We start from the raw sequence: 23,779 nt of genomic DNA, 5'->3' as shown, positions 1-23,779 counted from the left end.
TCAGACGAAGCCGAACACCGGCGGGACCACGATCACGACGGCGGCCGCCCACACCGCGTAGACCGGCAGGAACCGGGTCTGCCAGCGCACGAGCGCGTCGAACGGCCGGTGCCTCAGGAACCGGACCATGAGGACGGCCGACCCGACGAGGTGGACGAGCAGCAGCAGGTTGAGCCCGAGCGCGACGGCCTTGTTGGGGCTGACGCCGAACTCGGCGATGCGCGTGAGCATGGCCGTCAGCGCGATGGCGTCGACCGCGAGCGCCCCGACGACGAGCGCGAGCTGCAGTCCGTCGAAGAGCGTCGGCGGCGCGAGCGGGTCGCGGGCCGAGACCGAGTACAGCAGCAGGCACACGACGAGCACGAGGATCGCGTCCATGAGGATGAGCAGGTCGCGGTCGACGTCGGCGAGGTTCCCCGACGTGGCGAGCACGGCGAACAGCGCGACGAGCATGACGACGGTCAGCGGCGTGAACACGCGCGTGAGAACGGGTGCGATGTTCTCGACGACGTTCTGCTTGGCCTCCACGAGCCATGCCGCGACGACGAGCGCGCCAGGGACGCAGAACGGCAGGATCCAGTCCTCGAGGTACGGCTCGAGATCGACGTCGGCGAGCGAGAACACGCCGGCCGTGAGCCCGACGAGCACTCCCCCGCCGAGCGCGAGGAGCGTGAAGTACACCGCGAGCTCGCCGGTGAACCGCGCGAAGTCCATGCGCCGCGCGTCGGACCGCCATCGTCCGCCGACGTACGCGACGCCGACGAGCGCCCACAGCACGACCGGCGTGTGGATCGCCGCGATGATCTCGGTGGACCCGCCCGGGACGAACGGGTACGCGTTGAGCACGACGGCCAGCACGACGAACGGCACGAGCAGCGTCAGCCCCACCTGCCACGTGAGCCGCCGCTTCCAGGCGAAGTAGCCGGCGAGGAACGGGAAGACCAGCAGGGCGACGTTGCGCAGGAGCACCCACTCGTCCCCGACCAGCGACGTCGCCGTCCTGACCGCGACCCCCGCACCCACGGCCAGCGCGAGGACGACCGCGAGCTCGCGCCACGACCGCGTGCCGTCCGCCGGCTCCTCGCGCACGAGGACGAGCTGCTTCCACAGCCGGTCGGAGTGCTCGCGAGCGAACTCGCGCGAGACGGCGTCGAGGTCGCCCATGCGCTTCACGGCGACGAGGAACGCCTCCTCGTCGTCGAGCCCGGTGGCACGCAGGTCCTCGACGCGCTCGCGCAGGTGGTCCTCCATCTCGTCGACGTCCGCCGACGAGATGGCCTCACGACGGCGCACGTAGCCGCGCCACTGGTCGATCTGCGCCTCCAGCTCGGCGTGCGGCCCGGCCGTCGTGGGTGCCATCAGGCCCACCCGTCCGCGAGGCGCGGCGGTCGTGCGGGGTCCGGCTGCGCCGCCTGCCACACGCGCTGGAGCGCGTCGGCGACGACGACCCACTGGTCCTGCCGCTCCGCGAGCGCCTCGCGGCCCGAGGCCGTGATCGCGTAGTGCTTGCGGCGGCGACCGACGTCGGACACGCCCCACGACGCCTCCACGTGGCCGAGGCGCTCGAGCCGGTGCAGCAGCGGGTAGAGCATGCCGTCGGTCCACTGCATCCGGCCGTCGGACAGCTCGTCGACGCGCTTGAGGATCGCGTACCCGTAGGACTCGCCCTCCGCGAGGATGCCGAGCACGAGCGGGGTGGCCGACGCCGCGACCAGGTCCTTGTCGATGCGCACGGGGCGCCTCCTTCATACCTAGGACTGCTAGGGCTCAATAGCCTAGCAGGTCTAGGGGTAGGAGATCGAGGTGTGACGTCGCCCGCGTGGGCCGCTCTCAGCGACCGTCCCACCACCGGAGGACGAGTGTCGCGTAGAGCGTCAGCCACCTCGACGGCTCGCCGGGCGGGACGTCGATCTCGAACCAGACCTGCCCCGGGTGCCGGTGCTCCTGGAGCCACGTGCCGTCGGGCCGGCGTCGCTCGCGCACGACCTCGACGGCCTCGGCCAGGCGGGGGTCGGGCGGCGTCCCGTCGACGGTCGAGGCGCGGCGGAAGTAGTCGGTCGCGTGGAGCACGCTGTAGTACCAGCGGAACGGGTAGGCGAACCGCGTCGCCCAGTCACCGACGGGCTCGCCCGTGGAGAGGCGGTGGAGCAGGTGCCGCCGCAGCAGGTAGTCCTCGCCCGTGGCGCGCGCGGCGCGGACCTCGTCGTCGCTCCCCGTGAGCTCCTCGTACGCGAGCAGCCCCCGCAGCGTGTTGAGCGTCGAGTGGAACGAGGAGACCGTGGCGCCCGCGACCCACTCGCAGTTCCAGCCGCCGTCGTCCAGGCGCCCGTCGATGATCCGACGCCGCAGGCCCGAGACGTCGACGCCGAGCCACGCGCCGTTCGCGAGCGTGTACCCGTTGATGCACCAGTCGACCTCGCCGTCCCAGTACGGCAGGTCGTCGTACTCCCAGCGGCAGCTCTCGGCCAGGAGCTCTGGAGTACGGCGGGCCTGCAGGACCGCGGGGTCGAGCCCCCACTCCCGCAGCGCGTTGAGCGACCACGTCGTCGCGGTCCACGGCTGGCCCTCCTCGGCCCGGCCCTCCGCGTCGGTCGCGGCCGAGCTCCCCGGGAAGTACGCGCCGCCCGCCCACCGGCCGTCGGGGTCCTGGTGCGCGAGCAGCCGCGCGCCGAGACCCTCGGTCGCCACGCGGGATCTCGTCGCCTCCCACACGTCCGACGGCGCGCGGACCAGGTCGCGCTCGACCTGCCACCGCAGCGCCGGGTCGGCGTCGAGCAGCCAGGAGGTGAGATCGTCGTCACCCATCCTGCGAGCCTACGACCGTCCCGTCGTCAGGCAACGCCCCCGGAGTCGGTCCGAGCGGCTGCCAGGTCCCGTACGGGGGGACGGCGTAGTCCGTCGGCAGCTCCCGGCACCACGTCGGGTCCGTGGGCGGCGCGACGACGCCGTCGGGCCAGGCGGTGGTCTCGTCGAAGTGCGGCGTGCGCGCGTCGTCCTCCTCGGCCCAGCAGGTGTCGGTGAGGTCCGCGCCGTCGAGCCTCGCACCGGTCAGGTCCGATCCGCGGAGATCTGTGCCCCGCAGGTCCGCACCGCGCAGGTCTGCGTCCTGCAAGCTGACGTCGTGCAGGTCGAACGTCTCCGGCGGCGGCGCCTCCGGCGGGGGATCGCTCTCGCCCTCCTCGGGGAGGAACGTCGCCCGGAGGTTCGCGTCCCGCAGGTCCGCGCCCTCGAGCGTCGCACCGGAGAGATCGACGAACATCAGCCGTGCCTCGCGGAGGTCGGCGCCGAACGCGATGGCGTTGGTGAGGTCTGCCCCGGTCAGGTCCGCGCCGCGCAGCACCGCACCGGAGAGGAAGCCTTCCGGAGCATGGACGTCACGCAGCCCCGCGTCGACGAGCGAGGCCCGAGCGAGGCCGACGCCGGCGAGGTCGGAGCCCGAGAGGTTCGCCCCGTCCAGATCGGCGTCCGAGAAGACGGCGCGCGCGAGGTCGAGCTCGACCAGGTCGGCGCCGGAGAGGTCGAGGGTCGCGAACGGCATCGCGCCGTCGGTCGCCGACACGGACTGCTCGCGCACGAAGCGAAGGTTCTCGAGGCGCGTCGCCTGGGTCGCCCGCTCGGTCTCGAGCTGCTCGGCCCGCTCCGCCCGCGCGTCGTCGAGCGCCTGCTCGTGCGTCGACCGACGGTCGTCGAGGAACGCCGCCACGAGGATCGCCAGCACGGCGAGCAGGAGGGCCATGAGGACTTCGCGGACCACCCACGGCGGTTCCCTGTCGTACCAGGGCCGGCGCGCTCGCGCGCCCGCCCCCACCTGCACCGTGTCGACGTCCATGACGACCCTCGATCCGGACGATGTGTCCTCGTCAGGAAGGGAGTCGCGGGGGAGGTCCGCGTGACACGAGCGCCAGGAGCGGTTGCGTGCGGCGCGGCGGCGGTGAGAGTGGACGCGGGCGACACCGCCCGGCGACGACAGGAGCAACGATGAGCGTGCCGACGAGCAACCCCGGGCCGATCGCGGACGTCTACCCCGGGCTGCGGGTGGTGGACAGCGCCGGCGAGGACGTCGGCACCGTGGAGGACGTCCGCACGGGCGACGCCGGCCTCGACGACAACGGCCCGGAGGACCGGGGCGGTCTCGACGACCTCCTCGGCGCGGTGATGGACGCCGTGACGACGGGCGAGGGCATCGCCGACACGGACCGGGAGCGCCTGCAGCGCCTGGGCTACGTGCGGATCGACGGCGCCGGGTTCCTCAGCGGCAACCGGTATGCGGCGGCCGAGGACATCGCCGCCGTCGAGGACGGCGTCGTGCGTCTCTCCGTCCCCGGCTCGCACCTCGTCGGCTGAGCGGTCCGGCGCGCTGCCGCGTACCGTGAGGACCGCGAGACAGCAGCCCTCGACGGCTGCACGCACTCCTGGACGGGGCGCCGATGCCGCACACCTACCTCTTCGCCCTGACCGACGGCGGCGGGACGGTACCGCCCGAGCTGGGGGCCGCGCGTCGGCTCGTGGAGCGCGGGCACCACGTGCGCGTGCTGGGCGAGGACTCGATGGCGCCCGAGGTGCGCGCGACGGGCGCGACGCTCGTCCCGTGGCGCCGCGCGCCGAACCGCCCCGACCGCGACCCGGCGAACGACCCGCTCAAGGACTGGGAGGCGCGCGGTCTCCTCGCGCAGGCCCGGGACATGGGCGAGCTCGTCATCGCCGGGCCCGCGCCCGCCGTCGCCCACGACGTCCTCGAGGAGATCGACCGCGAGCGACCGGACCTCGTCGTCACGTCCGTCTTCACGTTCGGCGCGATGGTCGCGGCGGAGTCGCGCGGCATCCCGTTCGACGTGCTGATCCCCAACGTCTACGCCCTGCCCACGCCGGGGCGCACGCCCTTCGGGGCAGGACTGCGGCCCGCGCGCGGACCTCTCGGGCGCGCCCGCGACCGCGCCGTGACGAGCCTGTCGTCGCGCGTGTTCGACCGGTACACGCTCGACGGGCTGAACGGGCTGCGCGCCCGCCTCGGGCTCGGCCCGCTGACGCACTCGTGGGAGCAGATGAGCGCCGCGCGCCGCCACCTCGTCCTGACGAGCCCCGCGTTCGACCTGCCCGGCCCGCTCCCGGCGAACGCGCGGTACGTCGGGCCCGTGCTCGACGACCCGTCGTGGGCCGACGACGCCCCGTGGGCCCCTCCGCCCGGCGACGACCCGCTCGTCAACGTCGCGCTGTCGTCGACGTTCCAGGACCAGGCCGCGCTGCTCGGTCGCATCGTCGACGCGCTCGCGATGCTGCCCGTTCGCGGCATCGTCACGACCGGGCAGAGCCTGGCGCCCGGGGCGGTGCCGGGTGCGGCGAACGTCGCCGTCGTCGCGTCCGCGCCGCACCACGCGGTGCTGCCCGGCGCCGCGCTCGTCGTCACGCACGGCGGGCACGGCACGCTGGTCAAGGCCCTCGCAGCGGGGCGCCCCGTCGTGGTGCTCCCGCACGGCCGCGACCAGGCCGACAACGCGGTGCGCGTCACGCTGCGCGGCGCGGGCGTCGCGATCTCGCGACGGTCGTCCGCCGACCGCATCGCGCGGTCGGTGCGACGCGTGCTCGATGACCCCGCCTACGCCCGCGCGGCGTCCGTGCTCGGTGCCGCGATCCGCCACGACGCCGAGCACAGCAGGCTCGTCACGGAGCTCGAGGAGCTCGAGGAGCTCGACGCCCCGCAGTGAGGGCCCGTCATCGTCCGGCTCCATCCGGCGAGCGGCCCCCTCCGGCGAGCGGCCTCGTCTGGCAGACCGACGCGACATACCGCACGGTATGCTCGCTGCCGACCTCTCAGCCGCCGGACGAAGGAGTCCCATGACCGACACCCGCGAGACCGCGCTGCTGGCCACCGTGCCCGACGCCCTGTTCGTCGGAGGGCGCTGGCGCCCGGCCGCCGACGGAACGACCCTGGCGGTCCACGACCCCGCGACTGGCGAGCGGATCAAGGACGTCGCGGACGCGACCGTGGCCGACGGCGTCGCGGCGCTCGACGCCGCGTGCGACGCGTTCCCGACGTGGTCGGCGACGCCCCCGCGGCAGCGTGCCGAGATCCTGCGGCGCGCGTTCGACCTGGTCCAGGAGCGTGCGGAGGACCTCGCGCTCCTCATGACGCTGGAGATGGGCAAGCCGCTGGCCGAGGCGCGTGGCGAGGTCGCCTACGGGGCTGAGTTCCTGCGCTGGTTCAGCGAGGAGGCGCCGCGGGTCCAGGGCCGCTACGGTCCGAACCCCGAGGGGACGGGGCGCATGGTCGTCTCTCAGCATCCCGTCGGGCCGTGCTTCCTGATCACGCCGTGGAACTTCCCGCTCGCCATGGCCACGCGCAAGATCGCGCCGGCGCTCGCGGCCGGGTGCACCGTCGTCGTCAAGCCCGCAGGCCTCACGCCTCTGACGACCCTCTTCCTCGCACGGATCCTCGAGGACGCGGGGCTGCCGGCCGGCGTCGTCAACGTCGTCACGACGTCGCGCACCGGCCCGGTCTCGGAGGCGATCCTCCGCGACCCGCGCCTGCGCAAGCTGTCCTTCACTGGCTCCACGCCCGTCGGTCGGAAGCTCCTCGAGCAGGCCGCGGGCGGGGTCCTGCGCACCTCGATGGAGCTCGGCGGGAACGCACCGTTCGTCGTGTTCGACGACGCCGACCTCGACAAGGCCGTCGACGGCGCGATCGCGGCGAAGTTCCGCAACATCGGGCAGGCGTGCACGGCGGCCAACCGGTTCGTCGTGCACCGGTCGGTCGCGGAGGAGTTCGCGCGCCGCGTCACCGAGCGCGTGCAGGCGTTCCGCACCGGGCGGGGCACCGAGGACGGCGTGACGATCGGCCCGCTCATCGACGACCGCGCCGTCGCGTCGGCGACCGCGCTCGTGCGCGACGCCGTCGAGCGCGGCGCGATGCTGCGCACCGGCGGGACGGCGCTCGACCGGCCGGGGTCGTTCTTCGCGGCGACCGTGCTGAGCGACGTCGCACCCGGCAGCGCGATCCTGCGCGAGGAGATCTTCGGACCGGTCCTCGCGATCGTCCCGTTCGACGACGAGGACGAGGCCGTCCGCCTCGCCAACGACACGGAGTACGGTCTCGTGTCCTACGTCTTCACGCAGGACCTCGCCCGCGGGCAGCGCATGATCGAGCGCCTGCAGACCGGGATGATGGGCCTCAACGTCGGCGTCGTGTCGAACGCCGCCGCACCCTTCGGCGGCTGGAAGCAGTCCGGGCTCGGCCGTGAAGGCGGCGCCGAGGGCATCCACGAGTACCTCCAGACGAAGTACACGCTCACGCCCGACCCGTTCGCGGCGTCGTGAGGACGACCTGCGCAGGACGCCCGCCGCGCGCTTATACCCCGCGTCGACCGTCCACGCACGTCAGACCGGACGAACGTGTAGATGTCCACCCGGATTAGACGTAGTGTCTGCGGCGTGAACATCTACCTCGTGCTGTCGCGGAGCCGCACCGTCCTGTCCCGGACGATCGCCCTGGCGACGCGCGACGAGTTCACGCACGCCTCCCTCGCCCTCGACCCAGGGCTCGACCTCATGTTCAGCTTCGCGCGACGGCGCGCGAACAACCCGTTCGTGGGGTGCTTCAAGCGGGAACGGCTCGACGACGGGCTCTACCGCGGCATGGACGTCGTGCCCGGGCTCGTGCTCGAGATCCCGGTGACCCCGGACCAGCACGCGGTGGTCTGCGCCCGGATCAGCGAGTTCCTCCTGGACTCGCACGCCTACTCGTACAAGAAGACCGGGCTCGTCAGCGTGCTGACCGGGCGCGGCTCGGAGGACGACACGCGCTTCGTGTGCTCCGAGTTCGTCTACCACGTGCTCCACGGTGCGGGCGTGTGCGACCTCGGGGTCGCTCGCTGGCAGGTGCGACCGCAGATGCTGCTGGACCTCCCCGGCGAGGTCGTCTTCCGTGGCGACCTCAAGGAGTATGCGGCGCGGCACCGTCCGGGCGGGGTCCCGACGGCACCCGCGCTGACGTTCGCCCCGACCGGGACGCGCGCGCTCGCCTGACCGTCCCGGGCGCCGTCGGGCACCGGACGCCCGAGTCGCGCGTCCGGCACCGCCTCGGTCGCACCGGGCCGGACGTGCGGAGGGGCGGGGCCGGGGGCCGTGACGGCCCGCGACCCCGCCCCTGCGCGGGACGACCTGGCCGGCTACCCGGCGTAGGTCTCGAGCTCGGCGATGCGCGGCGTGCCCGACGCGCTCGTGATCACGAGGTTGATCTTCTTCGTCGACGTCGCCGGGAACGTGACCGTCCCCGCGCCCGAGCCGGTCTTGAGGACCGCACCCGTGTCGTTGTTCACGAGCCGCCAGGCACCGAGCGTGCCGCCGCCCGAGGCCGTGCGGATGACGACCGACGACACGGTCTTCGCCGTTCCCCACTTGACCGAGATCGTGCCCGTGGAGCCGCTCGGCGACCAGTAGGTGCTGGCGTCACCGTCGATCGCGTTCCCGTAGCTCGTCCCGCTGGCCTTGCTCGAGCCGTCCGCGCCCGCTCCGATGCTCAGGTTCGTGCCCGACGGCGGGTCGGTGGGCTCGGTCGGGTCCGTCGGGTCCGTGGGATCCGTCGGGTCGGTCGGGTTCGTCGGCTCGCCGCCGAACGTGACGCGCAGCGTGCCGTCGGCCGCGAACGACCAGCCGAGCGCGCCGTCGTAGGCACCGCACGCGGAGCCGTTCGACCCGCTGTAGAACGAGTTCCCGCCCGCGTCCGTGCCGACGGTCTTGTCGTTCGACCCGGAGTCGCACGACACGTTCCCGCTGTAGCGGTGGGTGCCCGCGTCGAAGCTGAAGTTCCGCTCCTCGTTGCCGACGGCCACGTTCCCGCTCATGGTGATCGAGCCCGGGTTGGAGTTGTAGGTGAAGCCGTGCTTGCCGTTGTCCACGGCGAACGAGTTCCGCACGACGTGGTTGACCTTGATGTCCTCGCCACCGAGCTTGAAGCCGTTGCGGTCGCCGTTGCCGGCCTGGCCGCCGTTGGACAGCGTGCCGTTCTCGTAGGCGAGGGAGCTCTCGATCGTCACGGCGCCGATGGGCCCGGTGTCGGACTTGGTGTACAGGTCCCAGCCGTCGTCGATGTTGTTGTGGGCGACGGTGTTGCGGAACACGTTGCCCGGGCCGGACGTGAGCTTGGCCGCGAAGCCGTCCGCGTCCTCGCCGTCGGAGTCGACGTTGTCGTGCGACTCGCTCGAGACGATGAGGTTGTTCGACGGCCACTCGCTCGACGGCGCACCCGCGACGAGGCGGGACAGCTGCAGGCCGGTGTCGTGGTTGTGGCGCGTCACGACACGCTCGATGACGTTGTTGTTGCCACCGAGGAGGATCCCGTTGTCACCCGCGTGCTCGACGACGATCCCGTACACGTGCCACCAGTCGCCGCCGATCGCTAGACCGCGGTTCGCGGGGTCCTCGGCCTGGGCCGAGAAGTTCAGCACCGGCCGCTCGCCGGGGTAGGCCGACAGGAGCGTGCGGTTGCCCGACGTGCCGTCGTTGCCCGGCTCGATCGTGACGGTCTGCGACAGGTTGTAGGTCCCGCCCCGCAGGAAGATCTCGCCGCCGGAGGCGACGCGGTCGATCGCGGCGACGAGAGTCGTCGGCGCGGCCAGCGTGCCGGCCGCGCTCGCGCTGCCGTTCGGCGCGACGTAGATCGTCTCGGCGCTCGGCTCCGGCGGGTCGGTCGGGTCCGTGGGCTCCGTCGGGTCGGTGGGGTCCGTGGGCTCCGTCGGGTCCGTCGGGTCCGTCGGGTCCGGGTTCTGCGGCGTGCACGAGCCGTCGGAGACCTTGAGGCCCTTGTTCGCGCCGGCCGTCTGGTTCACGAGGGCCGGGACGCAGCTCGCGCCGTCCATCGTGTACGAGTAGGGGATCGAGACGCTCGTCGTCGACGTCACGTTCGGGCCGGCCGGCTGGATGTCGCCGCCGGGGGTCGACCACGTGATGTTGTCGAAGACGTTGCCCGCGACCTGCCACGTGCCCTTCTGGTCCGTGTAGAACGTGCCGAGGACGTCCTTCGAGTCCTCGAAGTAGTTGTTCTCCACCTTGGCCTTCGCCCCGGCGCGCGAGTTGATGCCCGACTCGTTGAGCTGGACGTAGTGGTTGTTGTAGATGTGGGCGATCCCGCCGCGCAGCAGCGGGGTGCGCGAGTCGAGGTTCTCGTACTTGTTGTGGTGGAACGTCACGAAGCCGTTCGAGGTGTCGCTCTCGCTCGAGCCGATGAGGCCACCACGCCCGGAGTTGCGCAGGATGCTGTAGGACAACGTCACGTACTGCACGCCGGCCTTCATGTCGAAGAGGCCGTCGAAGCCCTCGGACTCGCCGCCCGACGCCTCGAGTGTGACGTGGTCGACCCACACGTTGCGGACGCCGCTCTCCATGCCGATCGCGTCGCCGCCGTTGGAGGTCGGGGAGCCCGACTTCTTGACGTTCTTGACCGTCACGTTCTGGATGATGATGTTGCTGGCCTCACGGATGTGGATGCCGAGCTGGTCGAACGTGGCGCCGCTGCCCACGCCGACGATCGTGACGTTGCTGATCTGCTTGAGCTCGATGACGCCTGCTGCGGTGTTGCAGCTGTCGCCCGAGACCTTGGCGGTGTTGCCGTGGTTGATCGTGCCCTCGACCTGGATCGTGATCGGGGTGTCGTCGCTGGCCCGGTTGCACAGGGCCGCGTGGATCTGCGTCCCCGTCGTGGCCCGCACGGTCTGGCCGCCGGCGCCGCCGGTGGTCCCTCCGTTCTGGGTCGCGTAGCCCGTCGGGCTCCCGGTCACGGCTGCGGTGGCCGTCGTCGCCAGGGCGGTCACGCCCATGGCTGCTGCGAGGGACATCGCGGCCCCCGCCGCGACGAGTCGTCGTGCGACTGGTCGTCTCATCGTTGCCTCACCTTTCGTCATCGAAAATCGGGGCAGTTCTGTTGATGCTGTTGGTGCCGTGGTGCTCCGCCGACAGGTCTGGCTGACCCGTGCGCACCGGCGCCGACGTCGTCCGCTCCTGTGCGGACGGTCGTCGAGCTCGCTCTCACGTCCCCTCGACGAGCACGAGTCGTCCTGGGCAGTGCCCGCTCCGCCGTCGGAGCGGGCACACCCATGGAGACCCGGAGGAGGACGGGTAACCGGTTTCTCGATACTAAGAGACCGGTTTCTCAGGCGCAACCCCGAGTTTTTTGACCACATCCGGGACGATCCGAGAACTTTGCCGCTCGCGGCCTCTCGGAGTCCCGGACCGAGCCGGCGGAGCAGCCGTCAGCGGGAGCGGACGGACGACGTCCCGCTGCTTCCGGACAGCCGAGCGGCCTCGTCCAGCAGCGGGAGCAGGGTGTCCCGGAACGCCGTGTTCACCCCGGTGGTCGACGTCACGTCGAGCCCTTCGAGAGCGCGCTCGATGTCCGCCCGGGCCTGTCGCCCGTCGCCCGTCGAGAGGTGCGCGATCGCGCGTGACCGCAGGGACATCCGGACGAGGGTGAGTCCCCGCACCTCCTCCGCGATGGCGATCGCGCGGTCGGCCGCGTCGATCGCCTCGGCAGGCCGGTCGAGCGCCACGAGCGCCTCGGACATCCGGTAGTGCAGGGTGCTGACCAGGAGCGTCATGGCCCGCGTGAAGACCGGCGCCCCGGCATGCACCTGGTCGTACGCGGCACGGTACTCGTCGAGCGCGAGCTGGTGGTGACCCGTCGCCCGCGCGAGGTCGCCGAGGAGGGACGCGGCGCTCGTCGTGCCCTCGCTGTCGCCGGCGAGACCGAACTGCAGCAGTGCGGTGCGACAGGCCTCGAGGCTCCCGTCGAGCCCGTTCTCCTTGAGCATCCAGCTGAGGTAGAAGTTCGCCCAGCCCAGCTGCTGGTGGTCCTCCGACGCCTCGGCGGCGGTGACCGCGCGCCGCGCGAGCCGGAGCCCTTCCACGCGGTCCGACGACTCGACGACGGTGGCCCACACGAGGTAGCCCAGGTGCATGGCCTCGAGGCGCTCGTCCCCGAGGGCGCGCGCCGAGTCCACCGCGAGGCCGAAGAACTCCGTCCAGTGCCCCCACTCCGCCCAGAGCTCCGAGAACCAGTGCATCGCGTCGGCCACGTCGACCACCAGGGTGTGCTCGCCGGCCTTCGCCGCCGCCTGCATCGCCGGCCACCAGTGATGCTCCTCGAGGCGGATCCACGCGTCGGCCGCCTCCGCGTCGGCGAACGTCACGCCGGCGGGCCCGGCTCCCGCCGGCGACCGCTCCGGTTCGAACCAGGCACCGGCACGCTCGAGACTCCCGAGCAGCCAGTGCCGCAACCGGTCGCGCCGCGCCTGCGTCGCCTCGGCGGCACCGTCGGCGTCGGCGGCCTCCGCGTCGGCAGCGACCCGTCGCGAGGCGGCGAACAGGCGGACCAGGTCGTGGAGGTGGTACCGGTTGCCACCACGGGCCTCCAGCAGGCCGAGGTCGGTCAGCTCGTCCAGCCAGTCCTCGACCTCACCGGGGCTCACGGGGGACGCGAGGGTCGCGGCGGCGATCCGGGCGTCGAACGTTCCGGCGTCGAGCACGGAGATCGCGCGGAACAGCGTCGCGACCGCCGGCTCGAGGTCTTCGTAGGACAACGTGAAGGCTGCCTCGACCGCCAGGTCGCCGGCCACCAGCATCCGGAAGCGGTTCTCCGCGGACCTGATCCGCGCCGAGAAGTCGCCCGCGTGGACAGCCGGCGTGCTGGCGATCCGGTTCCCCGCGATCCGCATCGCCAGCGGGACGTGGCTGGAGAGCTCCGCGAGCTCGCGCAGGTCACCGACCTCACGCTGATCCGCGGGGATGATCTTCGCCAGGAGCTCGACGCTCTCCTCCGGCCTGAGGGGACCGAGCGTGATCCGACGCACCCCTTCCAACCCGGCGAGGGCGCGCCGCGACGTGACGACGACCGCGCTGTCGGCGTGGAGCGTGAGAACGGGCCGGACCTGCCGTTCCGAGTCGGCGTTGTCCAGCAGGACGGTCACCGACGTCTCGGCGGTCACGGCACGCCACCTGAGCACGGCGTCGTCGAGGGTTCTGGGCACCGCCTCACCGAGACCGGGGACCTGACGGAGCAGCGCGCCGACGACCTGGATCGGGGTCAGGGGAGACGAGCTCAGGCCGTCGAGGTCGAGGAACAGGACCGGACGCCGGGAAGGCTCGAGGCGGTGGATCGCCTCGAGCGCTGTCGTGGTCTTGCCGATCCCCGCCAGCCCGCAGATCACGACCGGTGCAACGCGGCCCTCTCCGGACGGGGTGAGGAACGACGTGATCTCGGAGATCTCGCGCTCCCGGCCGCTGAAGTCCCAGACCCGGTGCGGCGCGACCGCCGAGGCGCGTGGCCCCTGCGCGGGGACGGCTCGTCGGGCCCGCGACTCGCGCAGCAGCGCCTCGCGGTCCGCGGAGCCGAGCCGGAGACCACGGGCGAGCGCGTCGACGGTCCGACGGTGCGGCGCGACGCTGACGCCGCGCTCGACGTCGCCGATCGTCCGCACGCTCACCCCCGAGCGTTCGGCGAGCGCCTCGAGGGTGAGGTCGGCCGACGTCCGCAGGCGACGGAGCTGCTCGCCGAGCGTGGGGGGGCGGTTCACCGGAGGTGACTTCCCATTTCTGCCTGCTTTCTGCCTGGTCACCCGGCCGCGACGGCGGTGAGGTGGGGACAGGCGTTCGCCCGCGGCCCCGCTCGAGCGGGCGCAGACCCCACGTCCGGCCCATCAGCCGGGACGACATCATCAGCAGCAGAGGATATTTCATGCCCTACATCACGACGTCCGACGGTACCGAGATCTACTTCACGACCCAGGGATCGGGCCAGCCGGTCCTGTTCAGCCACGGCTGGCCGCTGAGCTCGGACGCCTGGCAGGTCGAGCTCAAGCTGCTCGCGGACGCGGGCTACCAGGCCATCGCGCACGACCGGCGCGGTCACGGCCGCTCCTCGAAGACGTCCACGGGCAACGACATGGACACGTACGCGCGCGACCTCGCGGAGCTGGTGGAGGCCCTCGACCTCCGTGACCTCGTCGTGGTCGGTCACTCGACCGGTGGGGGCGAGGTGGTGCGCTACGCCGCGCAGCACGGCGCCGGTCGGGTCTCCCGCGTGGTCACGGTGGGTGCCGTGCCCCCGCTCATGGTCCAGACCGGGGAGAACCCCGGCGGGCTGCCGATCAGTGTGTTCGACGACATCCGTGCCGGCGTGCTGAACGACGCCTCGCAGTTCTACCAGGACCTCGCGGAGCCGTTCTTCGGAGCCAACCGCGAGGGAGCGAACGTCTCCCAGGGCGCGAAGGACGACTTCTGGCGGCAGGGCATGCTGGTGAACCTGTCGGCCGCGTACGACTGCGTGAAGGCCTTCTCCGAGACCGACTTCACCGAGGACCTCAAGGCCCTCGACGTGCCGATCCTCATCGCGCACGGCGACGACGACCAGATCGTGCCGATCGGTGCCGCGGCGCTCCGCTCCGCCGAGCTCGTGAAGCACGGCACCCTGAAGGTCTACCCGGGAGCGCCGCACGGCGTCTACGGCGACTTCCGGAAGGCGCTCGGCGCCGACATCCTCGAGTTCCTGGCCCGCTGATGCCGCACGTGAACGCGCGCCTCGCGGACCTCGGCATCACGATCCCGCACCGGTCGCCGGCGCCCGCCGGCGTCTACGTGCCCGCGGTCGTCAGCGGCAACCTCGTCCTCACGGCCGGCCAGCTGCCTCTCGTCGACGGGAGGCTCCCCGTCACCGGGAAGGTCGGCGCCGAGGTCAGCCCCGAGGTCGCCGCCGACTGCGCACGCACCAGCGCGCTCAACGCCCTCTCGGCCGTCGAGGAGGTGCTGGGCACGCTCGACCGCGTCACGCGCGTCGTGAAGGTGGTCGGGTTCGTGGCGTCCGACCCGGCCTTCACCGGCCAGCCCGGCGTGCTCGACGGGGCGTCCGAGGTGCTCGGCGCCATCTTCGGGGACGCCGGGGTGCACGCGCGGAGCGCGGTCGGCGTCGCCGCCCTGCCGTTGGACTCGCCCGTCGAGGTCGAGCTGATCGTCGAGTTCGCATGACCCCCACCCACGAAGGAGCATCGAGAATGTCTGAAGCGATCACCGTCGTCCTGGTCCACGGCGCGTTCGCCGAGTCGGCCAGCTGGTCCGGTGTGATCCCCCGGCTCACCGACGCCGGGGTGGCCGCCGTCGCCACGCCGAACCCGCTGCGCAGCGTCACCACCGACGCGGAGAACGTGCGACGGGCCGTCGAGGGGATCGGCGGCCCGGTCCTCCTCGTCGGCCACTCCTACGGCGGCGCGGTCATCACCGAGGCGGCCGTGGACAACCCTGCCGTCGTCGGTCTCGTCTATGTCGCGGCGTTCGCCCCCGACCACGGCGAGAACGCGCTCGAGCTGACCGGCCGGTTCCCCGGGAGCACCCTCGGCGAGACGGTGCGCCCGTACCCGCTCGGTGACGGGACCCACGACCTGGTCGTGGACCGGGACCTCTTCCCCGGCCAGTTCGCCGCCGACGTCCCGGCCGCCGACGCCGCGGTCCAGGCCCGCACGCAGCGCCCGATCCGGGACTTCGCCCTCGGGGAGCCGCAGCCAGCGCAGACCCCTGCGTGGAGGTCGCTCCCGTCGTGGTTCATCTTTGGTGACGCCGACAAGAACATCCCCGTCGAGGGCCTGCGGTTCATGGCCGAGCGTGCCGGCGCCGTCTCGATCACGGAGATCCCCGGCGCGTCCCACTCGGTCATGGTGTCGCAGCCCGGTGCGGTGGCCGACCTGATCACCGAGGCGGTCGCCCACCTGTCCAGGTAGTCGTCTCGTCGAACGCAGAAAGTCCCGGTCAGGATCACCTGACCGGGACTTTCCGAAGGTCTTCCGACTCAGAAGTCGAAACCCTCTCCACGTGCGCGAGGGGGGACTTGAACCCCCACGCCCTTTCGGACACTGGCACCTGAAGCCAGCGCGTCTGCCATTCCGCCACTCGCGCGTGCCGCAGAAGACTAGCAGGACCAGGCGTTCCCCCGGAAATCGCGCCGTCGAGCCGGGAGCCACCGCAGCCGCTGCTCGCCGACCACGACCCCACGCGCCGTCGAGCACGACATCACCGTCGTCCCGGGCCGCTCGACGACCTCCAGGTCGTGCTCGGCACCCAGGGGCGACGCGCGCCGCGCGAGCGCGCCTGCCCGACGTTCACATCGTCCGCCACGAACGCGCCACATCCGTCCCGGATTCTCCCGGCGAAACGGGCCGACGCCGCAGACGTGGTCGATACGATCTAGGTAGTCTGCCTGGACGCGGGTCCGCAGGCGGACCAGCAGCCGGACCAGCAGTCGGGCCGCCGAAGAGATCAGCAGGCTCGTCAGCAGCACGGACGTGAGCGAGCGACGAACGGGAGGAGGTGGCATGGGAGTCCTGGACCGCTTCGAGAAGGGCGTGGAGCGCGTCGTGAACAACGCGTTCTCCAAGGTCGGGCGCAGCGAGGTCAAGCCGGTCGAGCTGGCGAGCGCGCTGCGCCGGGAGGTCGACGACCGCGCCGCCGTCGTGGACCGTGACCGCACGGTCGTGCCCAACGAGTTCACCATCGAGCTGTCGGTGGACGACTTCGGCCAGGTCGAGGGGTGGGGCGCGGAGACGCTCGCCGACGAGCTGGCGTCGAACGTCACGCAGTACGCGGCGTCGCAGCACTACGCGTTCGTCGGCCCGGTGAGCGTGAGCTTCGAGCAGAACGACGTGCTCGATGTCGGGCGCTTCCAGCTGCGGTCGGCGAGCGTGCGCGGGAACGTCGCACCCGCGACCTCGGCGTCGCCGAGCACGCGGCACCCTCTCGTCGACATCGACGGCCAGCGCTACCTCCTGACGGGCCCCGTGACGGTGATCGGGCGCGGGTCGGAGGCCGACATCGTGGTCGACGACCCGGGCGTCTCGCGCCGGCACCTCGAGATTCGTGTGACCCCGGAGGGTGTCATCGCGTCCGACATGGGCTCGACGAACGGGCTGTTCGTCGAGGGCCACCAGGTCCCGGCGGCGACCCTGCTCGACGGCAACTCCCTCACCATCGGCCGTACCCGCATCATGTTCTGGACCGGCGCGTCCGACAACGAGGAGTGGTGATCCGGCCCGCATGACCGACCTCACGTTCACCCTGCTCCGGCTGGGCTACCTGGTGCTGCTCTGGGTGTTCGTGCTCTCCGCGATCGGGGTGCTGCGTCGGGACCTGTACGGCACCAAGATCACCCCGCGCCGCGGGAAGAAGTCCGACGCCGGCGCTCGCCCCGCGCCTCCGGCCGCCACCGGCGCACCCGCAGCCCCCGAGCCCGCCCGGCCTTCCGCGCCGGCCGGCCCGTCCCGGCTCGTCGTCACGGCAGGCCCGCTGCGCGGGACGACGGTCCCGCTCACCACGTCGTCGATCCTCATCGGCCGTGCGCCGAGCTGCACGCTCGTCCTCGACGACGACTACTCGTCGTCGCGGCACGCCCGGATCTTCCCCCAGCACGGCTCCTGGTTCGTCGAGGACCTGGGTTCCACGAACGGCACCTACGTCGACGACCAGCGCATCACCCAGGTGATGCCCCTCGGTCCGGGGACGCACGTGCGGATCGGTCAGTCCGTCGTCGAGCTGCAGAGGTAGCCCGCAGTGAACATCGCCCTGCGCTACGCCGCGCGCTCCGACGTCGGGCTCGTGCGCTCGAACAACCAGGACTCGGGGTACGCGGGACCGCACCTCCTCGTCGTCGCCGACGGCATGGGCGGTCACGCGGGGGGCGACGTCGCGTCGTCCATCGCGATCGCCGCGCTCGCGCACCTCGACGGCGAGTCGCACGGGTCCGACGACGCGCTGACCGAGCTCGAGCAGTCGATCGACCACGCGCGCCAGGACCTCGTCGAGCGCAGTGTGTCCGACCCCGAGCTCGCGGGCATGGGGACCACGGTCACCGCGATCCTGCGCGCCGGCAACAAGCTGGCGATGGCCCATCTCGGCGACTCGCGCGCCTATCTCCTGCGCGAGGGCGAGCTCGCGCAGGTCACGACGGACCACACGTTCGTGCAGCACCTCGTCGACACGGGCCGCATCTCGGCGGACGAGGCGGAGACGCACCCGCAGCGCAACGTCGTCATGCGTGTGCTGGGCGACTTCGACATCGACCTCACGCCCGACATGTCGGTGCGCGAGGCGAAGCCGGGGGACCGCTGGCTGCTGTGCTCCGACGGTCTGTCGGGCTTCGTGAGCACCGAGACCCTCGCCCAGACGATGACGGACGCGCCCGACGTCGACGAGTGCGCCGACCGGCTGCTCCAGCTCGCGCTGCGCGCGGGCTCGACGGACAACGTCACGGTGGTCGTCGCGGACGTCGTCGACGTCGACGCGCTGCCCGACGGCGGGGCGCCCTCGACGCACGCGCAGGTCGTCGGCTCGGCCGCGATCGACCGTGACCGCCCGACCTCCGCGGCCGACGGGCCCGCCGCGCGCGCCGCCTCGCTCGTCGCGAGCGCGAAGGCCACCACGGCCGACGGCGAGACCGCTGCCGACGAGGGCGACGACCCCGAGACCGGCGAGGACGACGCCGACGGCACGGACGACGTCCGGCCCGGCCGTGCGCCGCGCCGGTGGGTCACGGTCGTCGCGATCGCGCTCGTCGTCGTGGGGCTCGGCGTCGCCGGCTGGGCGGGCTACCGCTGGACGCAGACGCAGTACTACGTGGGCGTCGCCGACGGTCAGGTCGCCGTCTTCCGAGGGATCCCGGAGAGCGCGGGCCCGGTGACCCTCTCGACCCCGGTCGAGCTCACCGGCGCGCGTGTCGACGACCTGCCGGGCTACGTCGTCGACCGTCTCGAGACCACCATCCCGGCGTCGTCGCTCGACGACGCCCGCGCCCGCGCGGACCGGCTCGTCGCGGAGGCGACGGCCGACCAGGAGGAGGACGCGACGTCGGGCGACGAGCCCGGGAGCAGCACGGACCAGCCGAGCGACGCGCCCACGGACGAGCCGACGAGCACCCCGAGCGTCACCAGCAGCAGCGACGCGGGGGACTGATGGCCACGGTGGAGACCACCGACGTGCGCCCCGGGCGGGGTGCGGAGCTCGGTCTGCTGTTCCTGGCGCTCGCGCTGGGCATCGGCGCGTACGCGATCGTGGGCCTGCAGCTCACGGGCGAGCTCCCGGGCCGGTTCTACGTGTACAGCGGGGGCATGATCGTCCTCGCCGGGGCCGCTCACGTGCTGCTGCGGATCAAGGCGCCGTACGCGGACCCGGTGATCCTCCCCGTCGCGGTCGCGCTCAACGGCATCGGCCTCGCGATGATCTTCCGGCTCGACCTCGGCTCGCAGGTCACCGGGGGCAGCCAGGACCTCGCTCCGCGCCAGCTCCAGTGGACGGCGCTGGGGATCCTCTGCGCGTTCCTCGTCATCTGGTTCCTGCGCGACCACCGCACGCTGCGCCGGTACACGTACACCGCGATGATCGCGGGCATCGTGCTCGTCGCGCTGCCGCTCGTCCCCGGGCTCGGCACGCGCATCAACGGCGCGCAGATCTGGATCCAGGTCGGCGGCTTCTCGCTCCAGCCCGCCGAGTTCGCGAAGATCGCGTTCGCCATCTTCTTCGCGGGCTACCTCGTGACCAGCCGCGACACGCTCGCCCTCGCCGGGCCGAAGCTGCTCGGTCTCCAGCTCCCGCGCCTGCGCGACCTCGGGCCGATCATCATCGTCTGGCTCGTCTCGCTCGCGATCCTGGTGTTCGAGCGCGACCTCGGCACCTCGCTGCTGTTCTTCGGCCTGTTCGTCGCGATGCTGTACATCGCGACCGAGCGCGTGAGCTGGGTCGTGATCGGCCTCCTGCTCTTCGCCGTGGGCGCGGTCCTCGCCGCGTCGACGTTCGGGCATGTGCAGGCCCGCGTCGACGTGTGGCTCGACCCCCTGGCCCCCGAGATCTACAACCGCACCCCGGGCGGCTCCGGCCAGCTCGTCGGCGGGCTCTTCGGCATGGCGAACGGCGGGCTCTTCGGCACCGGCTGGGGCGAGGGATACCCGCGCCTCGTCCCGTACGCGTTCTCCGACTTCATCTACGCGTCGCTCGGCGAGGAGCTCGGCCTCACGGGTCTGCTGGCGATCCTGCTCGCCTACCTGGTGCTCGTCGAGCGCGGCCTGCGCACCGCGATCGGCGTGCGCGACGGCTTCGGAAAGCTCCTCGCCGGCGGCCTCGCGTTCGTCATGGCGTGGCAGCTGTTCGTCGTCGTCGGCGGCATCACGCGCATCATCCCGCTCACCGGCCTGACCATGCCGTTCGTCGCGCAGGGTGGCTCGTCCCTGCTCGCGAACTGGATCGTGGTCGGCCTGCTGCTGCGCATCTCCGACGACGCGCGACGCCCGTCGTCGCTGCCCGTGCGCGGTCTCGTCGCGCCCGGTGGGGCGCGTCAGCGCACCGACAGCGACCCGGTGGAGGTCGTCGGCGGCACCGGCGCGGTCCCGGTCGGCGCGATGCCCGACGACGCCCCCACCACGGTCGGGAGCGCGCACCCGGGCACGGGGCCGGTCCGGGCGGCGACCGGCGTGCAGGCGGCCGTCCCGCCCGCGGGCGACCCCTCGCCGTCGGGCACGGGACCGCAACCCGACCAGCACGCCGACGACCAGCGCACCGAGGTGGTGCGGAGACCGACCGACGCCGACCCGTGGGGAGGAGCCCGATGAACGTCCCCCTGCGCCGCGTCGCGAGCGTCGTCCTCGTGATGTTCCTCGCGCTCATGGTGTCGACGACGTACATCCAGGTGTTCCAGGCCGACAGCCTGAACAGCGACTCGCGCAACGTCCGCACGATCTACAGCGAGTACGGCAACTTCCGTGGGCCGATCGTCGTCGCGGGCGAGGCGATCGCGTCGTCGACCCCCGTGGACGACCCCTTCGGCTTCCAGCGCGCCTACGCGAACGGTCCGCTCTACGCGCCCGTGTCCGGGTACTTCTCGGTCGTCAACGGCACCTCGGAGATCGAGCGCGCCGAGAACGAGTACCTCAACGGCGAGGCGAGCTCGCTGTGGCTCGACCGCCTCACCGCGCTCTTCACGGGCGAGCAGCCGCAGGGCGCGTCCGTCGAGCTGACCATCGACCCGGCCGCCCAGCAGGCCGCGTGGGACGCGCTGGGCGACCAGCGCGGTGCGGTCGCCGCGATCGAGCCGAAGACCGGCCGGGTGCTGGCCCTCGTCTCGAAGCCGAGCTTCGACCCGAACGAGCTCGCGACGCACGACACCGGGGCCGCCAACGCGGCGTTCCAGGAGCTCGCGAACGCCGACGGGGACCCGATGAGCAACCGGGCGATCCGCGGCAACACGTACCCTCCCGGGTCCACGTTCAAGCTCGTCACGTCGGCCGCCGCGATCGAGAGCGGGCAGTACACGTCGGAGTCCGTCGTCCCCGCACCGGACGTGTACCAGCTGCCCCAGTCCGGCCAGCCGATGAACAACTTCGGCGGCATCCGGTGCTCGCCGACGGGGGAGATGACCCTCGCCGACGCCCTGCGCATCTCGTGCAACTCCGCGTTCGCCGACCTCGCCGTGACGCTCGGCGACGACGCGATGCGTGACCAGGCGGAGGCCTTCGGGTTCGACGACGACTCGCTGACCATCCCCATGGACGTCACCGCCAGCCGCTACCCGACCGAGGAGCAGTCGGCGCCCGACGACCTCGCCCGTGCGGGGATCGGCCAGGGCGAGGTGAAGGCCACCCCGCTGCAGATGGCGATGGTCTCGGCCGCGATCGCCAACGACGGCGTGCTGATGGCGCCGTACACCGTGGAGACGATCCGCAACCCGGACCTCGAGGTCGTCCAGCAGACCGAGCCGCGCCGCCTGCGCACCTCCGTCTCGCCGTCGACGGCCGACCAGCTCACGCAGATGATGCTCGGCGTCGTCCAGAACGGCTCGGGCACCGCCGCGCAGATCCCCGGCGTGCAGGTGGCGGGCAAGACGGGCACCGCCGAGAACGACCCGGCCCTGCCGCCCCACGCGTGGTTCACGGCCTTCGCGCCGGCGGACGACCCGCAGGTGGCCGTCGCCGTCATCGTCGAGAACGGCGGGTCCTCGGGCAGCGAGGCGACGGGCGGCGCGGTCGCCGCACCGATCGCCCGCGCCGTCATGGAGGCGGTGTTGAACGGATGAAGCCCGTTCGAGGGCTCCACCTCGGCAACCGGTACCGCCTGGTCCGGCGCATCGCCGTCGGTGGCATGGGCGAGGTCTGGGTCGCCGCCGACGACGCGCTCGGTCGCGAGGTCGCGGTCAAGGTGCTGCGCTCCGAGTACGCGGGCAACGAGGACTTCCTGAACCGCCTGCGCACCGAGGCCCGCAACAGCGCCGCCCTGTCGCACCCCAACATCGCGCAGATGTACGACTACGGCGAGCAGGACCGGTCCGGCTACCTCGTCATGGAGCTCGTCGTCGGCGAGCCCATGGCCGACCTCCTGGAGCGCGAGCCCGTGCTGCCACCGTCGCGGCTCCTGCCGATCCTGTCGCAGACGGCGCGCGCGCTGCACGCCGCGCACGTGGCCGGCGTCGTGCACCGCGACGTGAAGCCCGGCAACATCCTCATCGACCGCTCCGGGACGGTGAAGATCACCGACTTCGGGGTGTCGCTCGCGGCCAACCAGGTCCCCATGACGGCCACGGGCATGGTCATGGGCACGGCGCAGTACCTGTCGCCCGAGCAGGCGGTCGGTCAGGCCGCGACCGGCGCCTCCGACGTCTACGCGCTGGGCATCGTCGCGTACGAGTCGGTCGTCGGGAACCGGCCGTTCACCGGCTCGACCCCTGTCGACATCGCCGTCGCGCACGTCAACGAGGCCGTCCCGCCGCTGCCGTCGTCGGTGGACCCGGAGCTGTCGGCCCTCATCATGGCGATGCTCGCCAAGGACCCGCTGGCACGCCCGCGGACCGCGGCGAAGCTCGCCCAGGTGCTCGACGAGATCGGCGCCCGGCTCGCCGCCGACCCCTGGTCGGCGCGCGTGAGCGGGCCGCCGACGCGGCGGTCCCGGCGCGGGCGGCACGAGCCCGACGACGCCGCGCCGTCGCACACCGCGTCCCCCGGCCCCGCGGCCGCGGAGGCCGCACGCGGAGGCGCCTCCCGCGAGGACCTCGCCCCCGTCATCACGCCGATCGTCATCCCGGCGACGGTGCGCGAGCCCCACCCGGACGACGAGCGCGCGGCGGCCCCGCCCGCACCACCCACACCCGTGAAGGCCGGGCCCCCGGCGGCCGGGCCCGCGCTGCCGTGGGAGCGGCCCTCGTCGCCCACGCCCGGCACGCCGGACGAGGACGACGACCCGACGACCCCGCGCTCCTACCCGCCCCGCCGGGAGATGCACGGCACGTCCCGCACACGGCGCCCGGCACCCGCGGCCGCACGGCCCGGCTCGCCGCGCGCCGCGACGCGGAGCACCGGTCCCGCGGGTCGCCCCGACGGGTCCGGCGACCGCCCGGGTGCGGGCGACCGGTCGCCGTCGGGCCCCCCGTCGACCCGTGCGGAGATGCGCCGCCAGACCCAGGACCCGCCCGGGCGCACGACCACGGCGCGCCGGACCTCGACCACGACCGGCCAGCGGATCGGTGGCATCCCGAAGGGCATGACGTGGCCGCTCGTCGCGCTGCTCGGGCTGCTCCTCGTCGTCCTCGTGGCGACGATCGTGACGGGCGGCGACGGCTCTACGGACGACGCCGCACGGTCCGGCGTGCCGACGACGACCCTGTTCGCCCTGGTCCAGGGCCCGGGGGACCACGGGGTGACATCGTGACGACATCGTTGTGTTCCCGTCCCTCCTGGACGCCCTCGGGTGGGATGATTGCGCCAGATGTGCCGTGCGCGGA

Annotated in this window: 20 protein-coding genes and 1 tRNA gene; 13 read left to right on the top strand and 8 right to left on the bottom strand. The window is 72.5% G+C overall.

Annotation, left to right across the window (positions count from 1 at the left end; translation table 11 throughout):
* The 4 genes from NFS20_RS17095 to NFS20_RS17080 form a co-directional block, all read right to left on the bottom strand.
* On the bottom strand, positions 1-1,359 hold the full coding sequence (locus tag NFS20_RS17095) for a permease prefix domain 1-containing protein (RefSeq protein WP_251152991.1): 1,359 nt from the start codon (positions 1,357-1,359) through the stop codon (positions 1-3).
* Complete coding sequence (locus NFS20_RS17090) at positions 1,359-1,733, bottom strand: PadR family transcriptional regulator (protein ID WP_251152990.1); 375 nt, start codon at positions 1,731-1,733, stop codon at positions 1,359-1,361. The genes NFS20_RS17095 and NFS20_RS17090 overlap by 1 nt, the downstream gene beginning before the upstream one ends.
* A 97-nt stretch (positions 1,734-1,830) precedes the next feature.
* Positions 1,831-2,805, bottom strand: a complete 975-nt coding sequence (locus NFS20_RS17085) for a squalene cyclase (RefSeq protein ID WP_251152989.1) — start codon at positions 2,803-2,805, stop codon at positions 1,831-1,833.
* Positions 2,798-3,829, bottom strand: a complete 1,032-nt coding sequence (locus NFS20_RS17080; RefSeq protein WP_251152988.1) for a pentapeptide repeat-containing protein — start codon at positions 3,827-3,829, stop codon at positions 2,798-2,800. The genes NFS20_RS17085 and NFS20_RS17080 overlap by 8 nt, the downstream gene beginning before the upstream one ends.
* Positions 3,830-3,978: 149 nt before the next feature.
* Here NFS20_RS17080 and NFS20_RS17075 point away from each other — a divergent pair, with 149 nt between their 5' ends.
* From NFS20_RS17075 to NFS20_RS17060, 4 genes are all read left to right on the top strand, one after another.
* Complete coding sequence (locus NFS20_RS17075) at positions 3,979-4,344, top strand: hypothetical protein (protein WP_251152987.1); 366 nt, start codon at positions 3,979-3,981, stop codon at positions 4,342-4,344.
* Between the two features lie 83 nt (positions 4,345-4,427).
* Entirely contained in the window at positions 4,428-5,702 is a 1,275-nt protein-coding gene (locus NFS20_RS17070; RefSeq protein WP_251152986.1) for a glycosyltransferase, read from the top strand.
* A gap of 130 nt (positions 5,703-5,832) precedes the next feature.
* Positions 5,833-7,311, top strand: a complete 1,479-nt coding sequence (locus tag NFS20_RS17065) for an NAD-dependent succinate-semialdehyde dehydrogenase (protein WP_251152985.1) — start codon at positions 5,833-5,835, stop codon at positions 7,309-7,311.
* Positions 7,312-7,425: 114 nt separating this feature from the next.
* Positions 7,426-8,019, top strand: coding sequence for a hypothetical protein (locus NFS20_RS17060; protein ID WP_251152984.1), 594 nt, complete (start codon positions 7,426-7,428; stop codon positions 8,017-8,019).
* A gap of 143 nt (positions 8,020-8,162) precedes the next feature.
* Here the strand turns inward: NFS20_RS17060 and NFS20_RS17055 are convergent, their stop codons facing one another.
* Both NFS20_RS17055 and NFS20_RS17050 read right to left on the bottom strand, forming a co-directional pair.
* A complete protein-coding gene (locus tag NFS20_RS17055) occupies positions 8,163-10,871 on the bottom strand; it encodes a right-handed parallel beta-helix repeat-containing protein (RefSeq protein WP_251152983.1) in 2,709 nt (902 codons plus the stop codon).
* A 369-nt stretch (positions 10,872-11,240) separates the two neighbouring features.
* Positions 11,241-13,559: a helix-turn-helix domain-containing protein gene (locus tag NFS20_RS17050; protein ID WP_251152982.1), complete on the bottom strand. Its 2,319-nt coding sequence runs from the start codon at positions 13,557-13,559 to the stop codon at positions 11,241-11,243.
* A gap of 161 nt (positions 13,560-13,720) precedes the next feature.
* Here NFS20_RS17050 and NFS20_RS17045 point away from each other — a divergent pair, with 161 nt between their 5' ends.
* From NFS20_RS17045 to NFS20_RS17035, 3 genes are read left to right on the top strand one after another with little or no spacing between them, the layout of a single operon-like run.
* On the top strand, positions 13,721-14,542 hold the full coding sequence (locus NFS20_RS17045; protein WP_251152981.1) for an alpha/beta fold hydrolase: 822 nt from the start codon (positions 13,721-13,723) through the stop codon (positions 14,540-14,542).
* Positions 14,542-15,006, top strand: coding sequence for a RidA family protein (locus tag NFS20_RS17040; protein ID WP_251152980.1), 465 nt, complete (start codon positions 14,542-14,544; stop codon positions 15,004-15,006). The genes NFS20_RS17045 and NFS20_RS17040 overlap by 1 nt, the downstream gene beginning before the upstream one ends.
* A gap of 26 nt (positions 15,007-15,032) precedes the next feature.
* Positions 15,033-15,752, top strand: a complete 720-nt coding sequence (locus NFS20_RS17035; protein ID WP_251152979.1) for an alpha/beta fold hydrolase — start codon at positions 15,033-15,035, stop codon at positions 15,750-15,752.
* A gap of 92 nt (positions 15,753-15,844) precedes the next feature.
* On the opposite strand, the gene NFS20_RS17030 is transcribed toward NFS20_RS17035, so the two are convergent.
* Positions 15,845-15,927 (bottom strand) — tRNA-Leu (locus NFS20_RS17030).
* A 13-nt stretch (positions 15,928-15,940) separates the two neighbouring features.
* Complete coding sequence (locus NFS20_RS17025) at positions 15,941-16,309, bottom strand: hypothetical protein (protein ID WP_251152978.1); 369 nt, start codon at positions 16,307-16,309, stop codon at positions 15,941-15,943.
* A gap of 34 nt (positions 16,310-16,343) precedes the next feature.
* Between NFS20_RS17025 and NFS20_RS17020 the strand changes: the two genes are divergently transcribed.
* Genes NFS20_RS17020 through NFS20_RS16995 form a run of 6 tightly spaced genes read left to right on the top strand, consistent with a single transcriptional unit; the run spans position 16,344 to position 23,706 of the window.
* Positions 16,344-17,051, top strand: a complete 708-nt coding sequence (locus NFS20_RS17020; protein ID WP_251152977.1) for an FHA domain-containing protein — start codon at positions 16,344-16,346, stop codon at positions 17,049-17,051.
* A 10-nt stretch (positions 17,052-17,061) separates the two neighbouring features.
* Positions 17,062-17,568 (top strand): FHA domain-containing protein FhaB/FipA, encoded by a 507-nt coding sequence (locus tag NFS20_RS17015; protein WP_251152976.1) that lies wholly within the window; start codon positions 17,062-17,064, stop codon positions 17,566-17,568.
* 6 nt (positions 17,569-17,574) lie between these two features.
* The gene (locus tag NFS20_RS17010; RefSeq protein WP_251152975.1) at positions 17,575-18,972 is read left to right on the top strand and encodes a Stp1/IreP family PP2C-type Ser/Thr phosphatase; all 1,398 of its coding nucleotides are present in this window, start codon (positions 17,575-17,577) and stop codon (positions 18,970-18,972) included.
* Positions 18,972-20,621, top strand: a complete 1,650-nt coding sequence (locus NFS20_RS17005; protein ID WP_251152974.1) for an FtsW/RodA/SpoVE family cell cycle protein — start codon at positions 18,972-18,974, stop codon at positions 20,619-20,621. Before NFS20_RS17010 ends, NFS20_RS17005 begins: the two co-directional genes overlap by 1 nt.
* A complete protein-coding gene (locus NFS20_RS17000) occupies positions 20,618-22,081 on the top strand; it encodes a peptidoglycan D,D-transpeptidase FtsI family protein (RefSeq protein ID WP_251152973.1) in 1,464 nt (487 codons plus the stop codon). Before NFS20_RS17005 ends, NFS20_RS17000 begins: the two co-directional genes overlap by 4 nt.
* Complete coding sequence (locus NFS20_RS16995; RefSeq protein WP_251152972.1) at positions 22,078-23,706, top strand: serine/threonine-protein kinase; 1,629 nt, start codon at positions 22,078-22,080, stop codon at positions 23,704-23,706. Before NFS20_RS17000 ends, NFS20_RS16995 begins: the two co-directional genes overlap by 4 nt.
* Positions 23,707-23,779: the final 73 nt, after the last annotated feature.

It is taken from the genome of Cellulosimicrobium sp. Marseille-Q4280 (genome assembly GCF_943181405.1).
Lineage (GTDB): Bacteria > Actinomycetota > Actinomycetes > Actinomycetales > Cellulomonadaceae > Cellulosimicrobium.
Note: the sequence above shows the minus strand (reverse complement) of the source record. Positions and strands in the feature narration are given on the sequence as shown.